This window comes from Streptosporangium sp. NPDC002721 (assembly GCF_042888905.1).
In the GTDB taxonomy this organism is placed as follows: Bacteria; Actinomycetota; Actinomycetes; order Streptosporangiales; family Streptosporangiaceae; genus Streptosporangium.
Map to the genome: position 1 here is coordinate 1 of NZ_JBIAQI010000010.1, position 15,108 is coordinate 15,108.

Annotated in this window: 8 protein-coding genes; 4 read left to right on the forward strand and 4 right to left on the reverse strand. The window is 67.1% G+C overall.

Annotated features, from left to right (window positions below):
- The 4 genes from ACFYWM_RS15415 to ACFYWM_RS15430 all read left to right on the forward strand — a co-directional run.
- Window positions 1–315: transposase family protein (locus ACFYWM_RS15415; RefSeq protein WP_389914464.1), on the forward strand; the 315-nt coding region annotated here is incomplete at its 5' end.
- Window positions 290–3,883 carry an RHS repeat domain-containing protein gene (locus tag ACFYWM_RS15420; protein ID WP_389914467.1) on the forward strand — a complete coding sequence of 1,198 codons (3,594 nt, stop codon included), beginning with the start codon at window positions 290–292 and terminating at the stop codon, window positions 3,881–3,883. The genes ACFYWM_RS15415 and ACFYWM_RS15420, both read left to right, overlap by 26 nt.
- Window positions 3,884–3,889: 6 nt before the next feature.
- A complete protein-coding gene (locus tag ACFYWM_RS15425) occupies window positions 3,890–4,198 on the forward strand; it encodes a hypothetical protein (protein ID WP_389914471.1) in 309 nt (102 codons plus the stop codon).
- 813 nt (window positions 4,199–5,011) lie between these two features.
- A complete protein-coding gene (locus ACFYWM_RS15430; protein ID WP_389914474.1) occupies window positions 5,012–5,455 on the forward strand; it encodes a tetratricopeptide repeat protein in 444 nt (147 codons plus the stop codon).
- A gap of 415 nt (window positions 5,456–5,870) precedes the next feature.
- On the opposite strand, the gene ACFYWM_RS15435 is transcribed toward ACFYWM_RS15430, so the two are convergent.
- The 4 genes from ACFYWM_RS15435 to ACFYWM_RS15450 form a co-directional block, all read right to left on the reverse strand.
- Window positions 5,871–8,954 (reverse strand): M14 family zinc carboxypeptidase, encoded by a 3,084-nt coding sequence (locus tag ACFYWM_RS15435; RefSeq protein WP_389914477.1) that lies wholly within the window; start codon window positions 8,952–8,954, stop codon window positions 5,871–5,873.
- 293 nt (window positions 8,955–9,247) lie between these two features.
- Window positions 9,248–10,438: a ThuA domain-containing protein gene (locus tag ACFYWM_RS15440; protein WP_389914480.1), complete on the reverse strand. Its 1,191-nt coding sequence runs from the start codon at window positions 10,436–10,438 to the stop codon at window positions 9,248–9,250.
- The gene (locus tag ACFYWM_RS15445; protein WP_389914483.1) at window positions 10,431–13,232 is read right to left on the reverse strand and encodes a PQQ-dependent sugar dehydrogenase; all 2,802 of its coding nucleotides are present in this window, start codon (window positions 13,230–13,232) and stop codon (window positions 10,431–10,433) included. The genes ACFYWM_RS15440 and ACFYWM_RS15445 overlap by 8 nt, the downstream gene beginning before the upstream one ends.
- 524 nt (window positions 13,233–13,756) lie before the next feature.
- On the reverse strand, window positions 13,757–14,959 hold the full coding sequence (locus tag ACFYWM_RS15450; protein WP_389914486.1) for a helix-turn-helix domain-containing protein: 1,203 nt from the start codon (window positions 14,957–14,959) through the stop codon (window positions 13,757–13,759).
- Between the last annotated feature and the right edge of the window lie 149 nt (window positions 14,960–15,108).

Sequence of the window (15,108 nt, forward strand, 5' to 3'; positions counted from 1 at the left end):
CTGAGCGCCGCCCGCATCTGGGGAATCCCGCGGGCGCTGGAGCGGGCGGGGATCGTCACCCTCGCCGACAAGGGCTACCAGGGCGCCGAGGGACCACTGATCACCCCGTACAAGGGCAAGAACAAGCCCGAATCCCAGAAACGGGCCAACCGCGCCCACGCCAGACTTCGCGGACCCGGCGAACGCGCGAACGCCCAGCTCAAAGGCTGGAGGATCCTCCGAAAGCTACGCTGCAGCCCTTCCAAGGCCGGCCATCTCTGCAAGGCCATCGCCGTCCTTCAGAACCACCGTGTCGCTCACGCCACCCGAGGATGAAAAACATTCAGTCGCGGGCGGCACCTGGCGCTGGTCTGACCAGACAACGGTCTATAACGGCGATGGCCTGGCGATCAGGGTGAACGACCTTGGCGACACGGCCACCAGCAGCGACAACACTTGCACTACTACCACCTACGCGCGAAACGTGGCCTCCGGCGCATGGATGACGAACTTTCCGTCCACCGTTGATCGCCGAGCCGGGGATGTCTGCGGAAGCGGAACCCTCGTTGAGAGGACGGTGATGCTGTATGACGGCGGAACCGACCCAGCCACAAACGCGCCCAGCGACGGCAACATAACGGAGACGCGTTCTTACATCACTGCGTCTGCCTTCAGTGCGGCACGAGCCGCATTCGACAACTACGGGCGCCCCACCTCCGGCACTGACCCGATGGGTAAGACCACGACGATGGTCTACAGCCCCGCGATCGGATGGCCAAGCGCCGGCACAACGACGACGAACCCGCTCGGTCACTCCAGCACCGTTGTCGCTTCGCACCTGACCGACCTGCCGATTCGGGAAACCGACCCCAACGGGCACGTACAAGAACTCGACTACGACGCGCTTGGTCGGGCCACGAAGATGTGGGGATTGGGCGAACTCCGCGCGAACAACACTCCCACCGCCACTGTCTCATACAACATCCCGTTCGACGGAAATCTGGGCCAGCCGACAGGACCCGCGAAGACCACACTGCGGCGTCTGCTATCTGGTGACGGCACGTCGGCAAAGTATCTGACGACAGTCACTTATGACGACGGCCTCGGACGACTCCGCGAACAGCAATACGAGTCGTCTGCCGGTGGCCGGGTCGTGGCCGCTACCACGTACAACTCGCGTGGACTGACCGCCACGACTTCCCAGCCCACTCACAATTCCGCGAACCCCGGCAGCGGACTGCTCAATCCGGTGTTGACCACCCTGCCACAGTGGGAAGCCTCGATTTACGACGGCTTAGAGCGACCCAGCGCGCAGGTCAGCAATCATCTCGGCACCGAGCTGCGCCGCACGTCCATCTCATATCCAGGACTTGACCGGGTCGAAACGACTCCGCCTGTGGGTGCCAAGACAGTCACCATCCACGACCTGGCCGGACGGACGACCAAGGTTGAGGAATGGAAGGATGCGTCCACGCATCACGACACCACCTACTCGTACAATCGGTCGGGAAATCTGACTTCCATGACCGATGCAAACGGTAATGTCCGCACATTCACCTATGACCTGCTGGGCCGACGAACCGCCACCACCGATCCCGACGCAGGGGCCTCGTCCAGCGCCTCCGACGCCGCGGGTCGGCTCTTGTGGACGATCGACGGAAACGGCACCAAGGTTTCCTATACTTATGATGATCTCGGCCGCAAACTGACTGAATGGCAGGGTGAGATCGGCACCGGCACGAAGCTCACCGAATGGTTCTACGACACCCTTGCCAAGGGGAAACTTACGTCCGCCACTCGCTACGCAGGTGGGCAAGCGTATGTGAACTCCGTCGTCGGCTATGACACATCCTACCGACCCACCAAAACCACGGTGACGGTTCCGGAGTTCGGAGGGTTGGCGGCCGCAACTTACGGCTTTTCCGTCAGCTACAACCGGGCCGGAAAAGTGATCAGCCAAACTATGCCCGCCGCAGGAGGCCTGCCTGCCGAGACCGTCACCTACACGTATACCGACCTCGGCCAGCCCGCCACCGTCACCTCCGACTACGGCGGCGGCACAACATATGTGAAAGAGACGAATTACACCAACACCATGCGTCTCGCAAGTCGCGCATATGGAAATGACGGTCGCGTCACGCGCACTCAGGCATACGACGCGGTAACGGGATGGCTCAACACGGCCACGACCGCGACGGGTGCTGGCACTGCCAGCCCAGTCACGGTCCAGGACGACCGCTTCACATATGACGCCGGCGGCCAGGTCACCCGCGTTCTGGATGCTGTGTCCGGCTCTCCCGGCCAGTCCGAGTGTTTCGGCTATGACGGCCTGCGCCGGTTGACCTCGGCATACACGACGACAAATGTTTCCTGCGGCGTGGCCGACAACGGCGGAATCGATCCCTACAGGCAGACGTATACCTACGATGCTGTCGGCAACATGACGACGCTGGCGAGCAATGGCGACACATCGACGTACGCCTATCCGGCCGCTGGAGCCGCCGCGGTCCGTCCGAATGCCGTGTCGTCCATTACTCGCCCCAGCGGCGCGGAGACCTTCAGCTACAACAGTGCGGGTCAGCTCTCGGCGCGGACGGCAAACGGCGACCAGACGACCTACAGTTGGAACCCACTCGGCCAGATTGACCAGATCGTGGTGGACGGGACCCCCACCTCGATGATCTACGACGCCGGAGGCGAGCGGCTCCTCCGACGCGACGCTGCTGGAACGACGCTCTATCTCGGTCCGATGGAGCTCACGTTGTCCGCTGGTCAGGTTTCCGGTCGACGTTACTACAGCACCTCCGACGGGTCCTCGGTCGCGATGCGTGAAGCGGGAACACTGACGTGGCTGCTCTCCGGGTCACATGGAAGTGCGCAGCTGGCGATCGACGCGACCACGGGGAACGTCAGCCGGGAACGGTATCTGCCCTTCGGGCAACGGCGGGGTAGCGATGATCTGGCGTTCACCGACCGAGGGTTCCTCGGAAAAACCGAAGACACCTCTACCGGCCTTGTCCTCCTCTCCGCGCGCTACTACGACCCGGCGATCGCAAAGTTCATCGGCTCCGACCCCGAACTCGACCGGCGCAAACCTCAGTGGGCCAACCCCTATTCGTACGCTGGCAACAACCCCATCTCTCTGACGGACCCCGATGGGCTCAGGCCCGACGGTTGCGGAGACGGCTCAGGCCGGATGGAGTGCCCCAAGACTGGGCCGTCCCTTGTCCCGACCCCTTCACCGCAGCCCAAGGACACCTCTCGCCCCACACCCAGCCCGAGGCCCGGCGAGAACATGGCCGCCTTCGGAAGATGGTGCGACAAAATCGGCTGGGAGAACTGTCCCCGCAATCCGCACATGGTCACCGCACTTTACGACCTCTTCGTGAAGGACTTCGCCGACTGCGTCAACGGCAGCGTAGGCTCCTGTTTCTGGGCCTTCGCCGGGGTAGTGTCCTCGGGGTACGGCAAGGCTGCGCGAGCCGCCGCCGCAGGGCTCAAGGCCAAAAAAATAAAAAAGGCGGGCGCTCTTCGCCGAAACACCGACACCCCCGGTGCGCGTGGCCGCAGGCTACTAATGACCATGGACACGGTATACGCCGTGGCGGAAAAATGGGGAATCGATCTGGCGGGGGTGAAAATCAAGTTCAACAAGAGTCTACGCGGCATGACCGGCATAACCGGCCCAACTGGGGTAATTACACTGACCCCTCAGGCCTTCGCGGATGAGATCACTCTAGCTAAAACCCTCGCCCACGAGCGATACCATGTCGACCAGGTGAGGCGCGGCGAGCCGTATCCGAAGACGGAGAAAGAAGCGATCCCGTGGGAAGACGAGGCGTACGCATTCGAGAAGCTATGGTGGGATCACCATCCCCTCAATCCAAAGAATGCGAATAAATAGACTTCCATGAAAGACATCTTCGAAGAATGGCTTCAGGCATACGTTCGGGTATACGACGATCCCCAATCACTGGAGATCCTCCCCTGTCCTAGCTGTGGCCATTCAGCCCTCCGGCTGGTGTACAACGTTTACGATTCGGACCGATCCGTCGGCTGGGTGGAGTTCTGGTGCGACAACTGCCGTAAGGGGATTTTTCTCTCACGCGCTGTCGTGCCAGAATGGGGCGTAACCGTCACTAGCCAAGAACGCCAGGCCATGTCCGGTGACCAGGATTCGAGATTCGAAATCATTCCTCCGCCAATCGACGAGGATTGATCACATAGCTCTATGTGCGAAACCTAACCGCCTGGCGCCAGAATTGGCGCCAGGCGGTTAGCGCTCCTGCCGCATTTTAATATCCAGATATTTGGGATTGGTCGACCCCAGCAGGCGAAAGCCCTACCGATCGTCGGCCAAGAATTAGCAGGCAGAGATCGGCCTGGCTCACAAGCGCATCGGCTACCTCACCAAGTGCCTGACCGAGAGCCTCGGTGACCCCCTCGACCCCGACGACCCCGCCACCGAAGCCGCAGAGGCGCAGCTCGAACAACCTCACCGTTAAGGAGCGGACGCAGGGCGAGAAGGTCAAGCAGAGATCAATCCCGATTTACGATGACAGTGCTTGACCTGGGTTCCGCGTGTCCAAAGAGAGGGTGGGGCCAGGAATCATCGCCATTCAACACGGATGAGATACACCTCACGTTGGCCGAAGGTCGCCTTCGGCTCGGGCCGCTTGAACAGCCGATCAGCGATCCTCGAGGTCACCGCCGTGAGCTCGGTATCCCATGACACGACGAGATCGTAAGTGAGGCACAAGATCACTCGCAGACCATCGCCGATACACCCGCAGCCACGCTGACGAACGCCTCAAAGATCTATCGATGTAGTACCGGCCGGACCGGTTTCCGGTACCGGTTTGTGTTGACCCGCGGAGGGAGTGGCTGAAGGATGGAAAAGGGCTCTTGACGAAGGGGTGGGAAAAGGATGCGGTGGTGGCCGGAACGCTGGCGACGACGTGCGACCACATCTGATTCTTTCTCTGACTCCTTGCTGGCGGCGGCGCGGGAGCGAGGCATCCCCGTCGAGCGGGTGAGCAGTTCCGACGTCGATGACCTCGCGATCGCGGTGGCGAAGAACACCTACGAGAAAGGCGACATCGCCGCGGCGGAGAAAATGCTGCGACTGATCGCGGCCGAGGGCAGGCCGTCGGCCGCCGGGCTGGCGGCCTTCAACCTGGGCGTGGTGCTGGAATCCCGCGGTAATACGCGCGATGCCCGGCAGGCGTACCGGATGGCCGTGGATCTTCCCAATCCCGACGCGACGGCGATGGCCGCGTTGAACCTGGGGATCATCCTGTTCTACGAAGGCGACATCGAGCAGGCCCAGACCTTCCTGACCGTCGCCATGGAGTCGGGACACCCGGAGGCCGCGCCGAAGGGGGCCTTCAACCTGGGTGGCCTGCTCGCCCGGGGAGGGCCGTACCGAGGAGGCGATGCGCGCGTTGCAGCGCGCGGTGGACTCGGGTCATCCTGACGAGTCGCCGGGAGCACTGACCCAGCTCGGTGCCCTCTGGTTTACCGTCGGCCGGGTCGCGGAAGCCGAGGCCGCGTTCGAGCGGGTCATCGCGACACGGCACCCGGAGTTCGCGGCCAGGGCACACGCGTGCCTGGTCGACCTGCGTCGCCGACGACGCTGACCGCGACCGTGGGGAACGACCTCGCGGCTCCTCAAGCAGGGACCGGCCCGCCGGCACCTTGACGGGCGGCCGAACCACGGATCGGCCGATCGCGGGACGCCGCGTGGTGACACGGAAGCCGGACGCGCGGAGGCCAAACACGCGAAGGCCGGACACCCGGAGGCCGGACACGCGGACCCCGGACGCGCGAAGGCCGGGCGCCACCTGGGTGACGCCCGGCCTCACGGTCCGGTTACCGGTAGGAGAACCCGGTTACCCGACCAGGTATTTCATGATCTTCTTGAGGGTGGCGGCGCGTTCGGCCGGGGAGGCCACCTGCTCCAGGCCGAAGCCGAGGAACACGGTGTCCTTCGTCGAGACGGCCGCCGTGTTGTCGGCCTGGGCCCTGGCGAAGTCGCCGGCGTTCGTCGGGCTGCCCGGGGGCGGGCCGGGGATCGCCCAGGCGCCGAGGCCGGACTCGAAGCCCTCGGCGGCGAGCTGGCCGCCGCTGGTGGTGATCCTGGTGTCGTCCACGAACGCGCCGACGCCGCCGGTGCCGGGGTCGGTCACGTAGCTGATCGACACCTCGACCTGCTGGCCCGCGTACGCGGCCAGGTCGAAGGCCACCTGCTGCCAGCCGCCGGAGCTGCCGGTGAAGGCGTTCCAGGAACCGCTGGTCCCGCTCGCCGTGCAGGGGTTGCCCGGCGTCAGGTAGCGCAGCAGCCACGGGTGCTCGTCCAGCAAGAAGCCGACCTCGCACTCGGCCGGGACGTCGGTCGAGGTGCCGCCGTTGAGGTCGGGCAGGGTCGTCCAGTTGTCCTGGCCGACCGTGTGCGCCTCGACGATGACGTTGTCGTAGCCCTGCTCGGTGTCGTACGAGAGCTGGAACTGGAGCTTGGGCTGCTGCGCGGCGGTGACGGATGTCAGGTCGACCGTGCGGGTGAGCCGCTTGTACGCGTCGTCGGTGTGCGGGCCCGCCACGTACCAGTCGCCCTCGGCCGGGTCGAACGGACCGGTCGCCCCGGTGTACTGGGCCGTGGCCTCGCTCCTGAACTGCGGGAACTGCGCGGGCGGCAGCGTGTCGCTGGTCACCAGCAGGGAACCCGCCTCGTCCAGCGGGTTGTCGGCGAGCGCCTGGCCGCCGAAGGTGCCGCTCGTACCGTTCATCGCGGCGTCGCTGCCGGTGAACCCGGTCGGCCCGACGCGCGTGTTGCGGCCGTAGACGCCGAGGTAGTACTGGGCGAAGTCGTCGGCGAGGATGAGGCACTCCTCGAAGAAGCCGTCCTGGCTGGTGATGACGCAGTCGGAGTCCGGTGCGCCGTCCAGGCCGTAGTAGATGCCGCCGAGGCTGGCACCGAAGAAGCCGAAGTACGCGGCGGTCTCCCCGGTGTAGAGCAGCTTGCCTCCCTCGTTGAGGTAGTCGCGGACGGAGATGGTGAGGTCCTGCTGCTGCCGCTTGACGTCCATGTCGGGGAGCGGGCCGAACGGGGTCTGGGTCGCCACGTCCTGGGCGTCCATCGCGAGCCGGTCGTCACCGAGGTACCAGGCCACCGCCTTGAAGTGGCCGAGCACGCCGAGGTGGTGCGGCACGCCCTGGGCGTCGACGTCCCACGTCTCGGAGGCGTATCCGGCCGTCTGCAGCGCCTGCCTGTACTGCGCCGCGTACTTCGGCGCGGTCACCGACGCCGGGTAGTCGGGGTTGAAGCCGGTGTAGTCCTCGTTCGCCACGATGAGCACCTTGGCGTCGGACTTCTTCTCCAGCTTGTACGTGAAGTGCTGGCTCTCCACGGTCCCGGTGCCGGATTTGTGGCCGCTGAACCAGACCTCCACGTTGTCCCCCGGTTCGGCGCCCTCGACCTTGGCGCGGTACTCGGCGAAGTACAGGTCGTTCTCGTCGCCGTACCGCTCGCCGCCGTCCCACTCCTTGAGGTCGCGCACGTGCACGGGGCCGCCGTCGATCCGGAAGTGCAGCCGCTTGGCCGACAGGGAGCGCCGCGCGGTCACGGCCACCGGCTGCGGGTCGCCGTACGAGACGGTGAAGCTGTCGGGCCGGAAGTCGGGAACCGTGCGGTTCACCGGGGAGACCGGGCTGTCGGGGTTCTGCACGGACTTGGCGAGGTCGACCGCGAGCGGGACGTTCTTGGCGAACTCCGCCTGGATCAGCGCCTCGCTGTCGGGGAAGGTGAAGCCCGAGCCGCCCGCGCAGTCGGCGAGCGTCCACTCGTCGTCCGGCACGCTCTCGACCGCCACCTCGCAGGTGGTCATCTCCGGCGTGATCGTCAGCGCGTCGCGCTTGTTGGTCATGTGACCGTCGGTCTCGCCGTTGGTCGTGTAGAGCTCGGCGCCGATGTCGGGGTCGTAGCCGGGCACGGCGGGCGTCGCGTCGTCGCCGAGCAGCGCCTCGAAGATGAGGTCGTCGGGAGAGGGGGTGGCCTGTTGCCAGCCGATGCCGTACAGCAGCAGCTGGGCGGCCGAGTGGTAGTTGAGGATGTAGGTGAAGTCGACCTTCTTGGCGAGGGTGTCGACGGCCATGGTCTCCGGCTCGGACTGCGCCTTCGGGCCCCGGTAGGTCTGGCTCGCCGGGTTGTCGGAGGAGCCCTCGTTGTCGTAGCCCCACTTGTAGTCGAAGTTACGGTTCAGGTCGACGCCGTCGGCACTGGTGGTCTGGCCGTCGCCGTTGTTGTCGCGGAGGTTCTTGCGCCAGAGGCGGTTGCCGTCGGTGAAGCTGTGGTCGTAGCCGTCGGGGTTGGAGACCGGGATGAACCAGAGCTCGGTGTTGTCGACCAGCTGGGTGATCTCGGGGTTGGTCCCGTAGCCGTCCAGATAGTGGAGCAGGAGCCTGCGGGTCATCTCCGGCGTGATCCACTCACGGGCGTGCTGGGCGGACATGTAGAGCACGGCCTTGCGCGACCCGTCCCTGAGCTGCCGCGCGTTATTCGTCACCTTGATCGCGGTGAGCTTCTGTCCCTTGACCGTGGTGCCGAGGTCGACGACCTTGGCGATGTTCGGCTTGGCGTTCGCGGCGTTGACGATCTGCTCGCGGATGCCCCCCGCGCCGCTGTACGGCTTGAAGACACCGTCCCCCTTGGCCGCCTGCCTGCTCGCCGCCGCGGACTTCTGGACCTTCAGGCCGAGGCCCGCCTTGCCGAGCTGCTCCGCCTGGGCCGCGCCGAGGATCGCCTCGACGGTGACCTTCTTGCCGTCCGCGGACTTGGTGAACCGTAGTTCCTCGCGCTCCACCCCCGACTTCAGCAGCACCTCCAGCTGCTGCGCGGTGAGTTCGCCGACGTAGACGTTCACGCCGTCGTCGCCGGCGGCGGCGGGTGGATCGGGTACGGCCGCCGCGGGCGTGCTCACGACCAGGCTTGCGAGTAGGGCTGTGACTGCGAGAATGGCTAATCTCGCACGTTTCATTGCAACCTCCGTACATCCCCCGAAAACAGGAATGCCCGAAATCTGCGCGATAGCCGGGCCGGAGTCAACGTCAATCCTCGCCAGCTTTTCGCTCTGGCCTCATGTGGTCAGAACAGGCTCGGGGTCTTCCGGAATCGCGAGGGGCGTGCAGGGTGCGAACTTCCCGGGAACGCGGAGGGCCCCGGGCCGGTTCACCGGCCCGGGGCCCTCTTCATATGGGAGCGACGGGGAACGGGTTACCTGCCGTAGACCTCCAGCTCCCACAGGGAGTAGCCGTACGGGGTCGCCCGCTGGGTGCCGTACACCCGCACGTAACGGGCGCTCGTCGCGGTGAAGCTCACGTCGTCCACGCCGCCGTCACCGGCGGTCGTGGCGTGGACCTGCGTCCAGGTCGTGCCGTTGGCCGAGGTCTCGATGCGGTACGCCCTGCCGTAGGCGGCCTCCCAGTTCAGCCGGACCCGGCTGACCTGCTTGGCGGAACCCAGGTCCACCGAGATCCACTGCGGGTCGGAGAACGCCGACGACCAGCGGGTGCCGCCGTTGCCGTCCACCGCGTTGCCGCCGACGAACGCCCCGTTCTCGGTGGAGGAGGTCGTCACCGGACGCCCGGACGACAGCAGCACGATGCCCGGACTCGGGGTGGGAGTCGGGGTGGGGGTGGGGGTCGTGGTGGTCCCGCAGTTGCCCGCGACGACCCCGGCCGCGTAGCGCAGACCGCCGTACAGGTGCGCCCGGAAGTTGGCCTCGGTGTAGGAGGCGATGGTGTGGCCGAGGCCGGTGTACCAGGACCGGCCGCCCTGGTAGGCCTTGCACCAGGAGATGGGGTGGTCGGCGCCCATCGACCCGCCGGAGTAGGTCGACTCGTCCAGGGTGGCGAGCACGCGGGCGCTGGAGCGGGGGTTGGTGCGGTAGTTGTACAGCTCGTCGGTGCGCACCCAGTTCGCCGGGAGGTGGGTCGTCGAGGGGTGCGTGCGGTCCTCCACCTTCACGGTCACCTGCTGGATGGCCGGGTGGGAGGCGAAGTAGGCGCCGACGAGGCCGCCGTACCAGGGCCAGTCGTACTCGGTGTCGGCCGCGGCGTGGACGCCCACGTATCCGCCGCCGCCCGCGATGTAGGACTGGAACGCGGTCTGCTGCGTGGCGTTGAGCACGTCGCCGGTGGTCAGCAGGAAGACGACCGCCTGGTACTGGGCGAGGTTGGCGGTGGTGAAGGCGCCCGCGTCCTCGGTGGCGTCGACGGTGAAGCCGTTCTCGGTGGCCAGCCCGCGCAGCGCGGTGATGCCCGCCGGGATGGCGTCGTGCCGGAACCCGGCCGTCTTGGAGAAGACCAGGACCTTGTACGCCGGATCGGCCGCCAAGGCCGGAGCCGCCACCAAACCGACCATGACGACGAAGAACGCGGTGACGACCGCGATGACATTACGCACCGTAGACCTCCATTTCCCACAGGGAGTAGCCGTACTGGGTAGCCCGCTGGGTGCCGTACACCCTCACGTAACGGGCGCTCGTCGCGGTGAAACTGACGTCGTCCACGCCGCCGTCACCGGCGGTCGTGGCGTGGACCTGCGACCAGGTCGTGCCGTTGGCCGAGGTCTCGATGCGGTACGCCGTGCCGTAGGCGGCCTCCCACTGCAGCTTCACCCGGTTCACCTGGCGGGCCGAGCCCAGGTCGACCGAGATCCACTGCGGGTCGGAGAACGCCGACGACCAGCGCGTACCGAGGTTGCCGTCCACCGCGTTGGACCCCGCGGAGGCGGCGTTCTCCGTGGAGGAGGCGGTGACCGGGCGCCCCGCCGACAGCAGCGTGCCCGTGGGCGGCGGGCCCGTTCCGGTGGTGAGGGTGAAGTCGTCCACGTCGAACAGCGAGCCCGTCCCCCCGGCGAAGACCAGGAAGAGCTTGGTGGTCCCGGCCGGGGCGTTCGCCAGGGTGGCGGAGACGTCGACGAACGTCTCCCATCCGCCGGTCGGCGCCACGGTGGCGGTGCCCAGCAGGGTCCCGGTCGCCGAACCGGCCCTGACCTGGATCGTCCCGCCGACCCCGCCCGAGGAGACCCGGGCGGTGAACCCGGTGACGCCGCTCAGGACGTAGGGATCGAAGGAGATCCAGTCGCCGTTCTCGATGCTGCCCACGGTCTTGGCCCCGTGCGCGGTCGGTTTGTCGTACTGGGCGACGCCTTGAGAGGTGGTGTAGTGCTCGGCCTGCCGGTTTCTCGGCTGGGTGACGTGCTGGGTGTGGGTGGTGAGGCCGCCCGCGTCGGTGTACTCGGCGTCCCAGACCCCGAACAGGTTGGCGGCCCCGTCGTGCTCGCCGTTGCCCGGCGTCTGGATCGTGCCGGTGCAGCCGTTGGCGCTCGCCATCGGGTGCCCGTGGGTGTCGTGCCCGAGGATGTAGTTCATCTTCACCCGCGCGCAGTCGATCGTCGTGTCCTCCGCGTCGGTGACGGTGATGCGGTACGGCACGGCGTCGTTGAAGCCGAACACCTGCCCGTTGAGCGGGAGGTCGATCCGCACGACGGGCGCGGTGTTGCCGACGTTGATCTCGATGTTCGCCGTCGCGGTGTTGCCGGTGCTGTCACGCACGGTCAGGGTGACGATCCGCCTGCCGTCGGTGGTGTAGGTGTGGGTGGGATTGGCCGCGGTGGAGGTGGCGCCGTCACCGAACGCCCAGGAGTAGGTGAGCGCGTCGCCGTCCGGGTCGGAGCTGCCCGCCGAGGAGAACGCCACGGTGAGCGGCGCCCTCCCGGAGACCTTGTCGGAGGTCGCCCTGGCGATGGGCGCCCGCCCGCCGGTGCCGATGTGCTCGATGCGGTACAGCGCCGAGTCCTGGTTGCCGTTGAACCAGCCGGTGCCGTAGTCGAGCACGTAGAGGGCGCCGTCGGGGCCGAACGCCATGTCCATCACCAGCTTGCCCGACCAGGGGAAGGGCTGGATGGTGCCCCGGGTGCCGTTCGCGTTCACCTCGATGTCCTTGATCCACTGCCGCTGGAGCTCACCGGCGAGGAAGTGCCCGTCGAGCGACTGCGGGAACTTGACCGGCGAGTTCAGCGCGGCGGAGTAGCGGTAGACGACGCCGCCCATCGGTGACTCCGCGCCGCAGCCGAACTCCGGGACCAGGGTGCAGCCGTCGTAGGTGATCCAGGCCGGCTTGGCCGCGGGCAGCTTCACCAGGCCGGTGTTCTTGCGCGAGGTGTTCTCCGGGCCGCCCGCGCAGTCGTACTTCGCGCCGATCGTCGAGGTGTCGTAGTTGTAGCGGGCGTAGGTCTCGGCCGGGGTGTTGTTGCCGGTGCAGTACGGCCAGCCGAAGAAGCCGGGCCCGGTGATCCGGTTGAACTCGACCTGCCCGCCGGGCCCGCGCGGGCCCGCGGTGCCCGCGTCGGGGCCGTAGTCGCCGAGGTAGACGACGCCGGTGGCCTTGTCGACGCTCATCCGGAACGGGTTGCGGAAGCCCATCGCGTAGATCTCCGGACGGGTGTTCGCGGTGCCCGGGGCGAACATGTTGCCGGCCGGGATCGAGTACGAGCCGTCGGCGTTCACCTTGATGCGGAGCACCTTGCCGCGCAGGTCGTTGGTGTTGGCGGCGCCGCGCTGCGCGTCGAGGGCGGGGTTGCGGTTCGGCCTGTCGTCCAGCGGGGCGAAGCCGTCGTTGAACCCGGGCTCGGTGTCGTCGCCGGTGGTCAGGTAGAGGTTGCCCGCGGCGTCGAAGTCGATGTCGCCGCCGACGTGGCAGCAGGCGCCCCGGCTGGCCCGTACCTCCAGCACGGTCTTCTCGCTCGCGAGGTCGAGGGTTCCGTCGGTGTTCAGCCTGAGGCGCGTGAGCCGGTTGACGCCGTCGAAACGCGCGAACTCCGCCGGGGTCCCGTCGGGCGGGGAACCGTGCGGCGGCGTGGACAGCGGCGGCGCGTAGTAGAGGTAGACGAACCGGTTGGTGGCGAAGCCGGGGTCGACGCCGATGCCCTGCATGCCCTCCTCGTCGTTGAAGTAGACGGAGAGCTTGCCCGACACCTTGGTGTTCCCGGCGGCGTCGGTGATCCGGACCGTGCCGTCACGGGCGGTGTGCAGGACGGAGCGGTCGGGCAGCACCGCCATCGTCATGGGCTCTCCCACCTCGGCGACCCCCTTGGCCAGCGTGACCTGCTGGAATTTGGCGGGGTCGACGGGCGGGGCGGCTGCTTTCGCTGTGGTGGTCGCTGTGGCCGGGAGCGGGGACAGGAGGGCGATCACGGTGAGGAGAGCGGTCAGGGGTGGTAACCATCGGCGGAGCGAGGCCATGGATGAGACTCCGGGTCTCTGTGGGGGGTGGACCGGTGGTCATAGGTCTCGGGACAGGGGGCCGGGGTCTCTGGAGGGGGACGCCGGAAAACACTGAGGGAGCGCTCTCCCAAACCGAGATTGCTCTTGCTCGACAATCCTTGTCAAGGGGCTGTTTAACCTGACGGAAACAGGCCGCACATCGCGAGCGAACACGGGTGCACCTCGGGGAACGCTCCCTTTGCGCCTCTTTGCACCGTGCCAACCATCGCTGAGCTGGCCGAACCCGCGGCTCCGCGGGGAGGCGATTTCCTGACTCCACCCCTTCCGGCGGCGGGGCGGGCCTCTTCTGCCACTGAAAGGAAACGTGAACGCGACCGCCCGTCTCTGGGGAGCGCTCTCTTCATGATCGCCGTTTCTCGGGCGTCCGGCACGCCGCCTCTGCTTGGCCTTCGGTTCCTACCTCCCGATCCGGATCACGCCGTCCTCGGTCCCCTTCACTCCGGGGCGGGGGTCTTCGAGGAGGCGACGTCGTTCCTGAGATTGACCGGCCGGTGTGCCCGGAACTGGTCGCCCGGCTTCAGCCCGTGCTCGACGACGCGGTGGTCGGTGCCGTAGCCGGAGCGCTGCTGGTAGGCCCAGTACGAGGTCCGTCCGGCGTCCGCCCACCGGTCGAAGATGACCACCGAGCGGGCGGTGTTGCCGCCCACCGGGTCGATGACGAGGTCACCCCGGAGCAGCTCGCTCATCTTGATGGGACGGGTGTGGGCCCTGGTGGCCAGGCTGATCGTGTTGAGGCCCGGTTTCGGGAGCCCGAGCGTCATGGAGACGTAGCCGGAGCCGTCGGTCCGGTAGCCGCCGTACGACTTGAACTGGCTGTAGGGCACGCGCCGCGCGGTGGCCGGGTGCCAGCTCCTGGCCCGATCGATCATCCCGGCCCGGTCGACGACCGGTTTCACCGCTCCGGTGGCGCCCCCCTTGACGCCGCCCGCGACACCGCCGGAGACCGACGGCGTCGACCCGGTGCCGTCGCCCGCGCGGCTTTCCAGCGCCGATCCGCCGAGCAGCACACCGGCGGCCACGCCGACGGACAGGCCCAGCGCGGTTCCGATCAGGAACCGCCGCCGTGGGCGGCTCATCAGCCGTCGCGGCGCGGGCGGACCGGGCTCGCTCTCGTCTCCGGGTCCCCCACCGTTCCCGGATCTGCCGCCGTTTCCGGATCTGCCGTCCCCGGGGTTCTCCACGTTCCCGGGTTCCCTTCCGTCCCGGTTCCCCTCTCCTCCCGAGACCTCCGCCTCCTCGGACGTCTTCTCGGACGCCTCTTCGGACATCTCTTCGGACGCCTCCTCAGGCGTCTTCGCGGTCGTCTCCGGGGTTCGCTCACTCGCCTCCGGGACGCCTGCCATCCGCCGTGCGTGTTCGGCCGCCTCCCACAGTTCGCGGAACCGGCCCTCGTCCTCCCGGCAGAGCCGGGCGAGCCCTTCCACGGCGCCGAGGGGAATCCACGTGTCCCCGGCGAGCCATCGCCCCCAGGACGACCGGCTCGCGTGGGTGGCCTGCTCCAGGGCCCGCAGATCGAGCCCCGCCCGTTCCTTGAGAGCCCTCAGCTCCCGCAGGAGAACGCGGGTCGGCTCGGGCAGATCGTCGGGCAGCGGGCGCTGTCGTCGGCTCCGGCTCGTGTTCTCGATCCCATTCACCACGGTGATTCGTCCCAACCTTGTCCCAGAGGCCTGAGTCATCGCAGGTCATACCGCCACATTGGGAACTATTGTCCCAACTTCCCCAATTTCACGATGTGTTTCAGGAATTTCCTGTCAGCGTGTGTCCCGCCAACCGAACGATCAACGGC

Excerpts from the sequence above, each read along its gene's own strand:
- ACFYWM_RS15425 (WP_389914471.1), top strand. The coding sequence starts at position 3,890 with ATGAAAGACATCTTCGAAGAATGGCTTCAGGCATACGTTCGGGTATAC.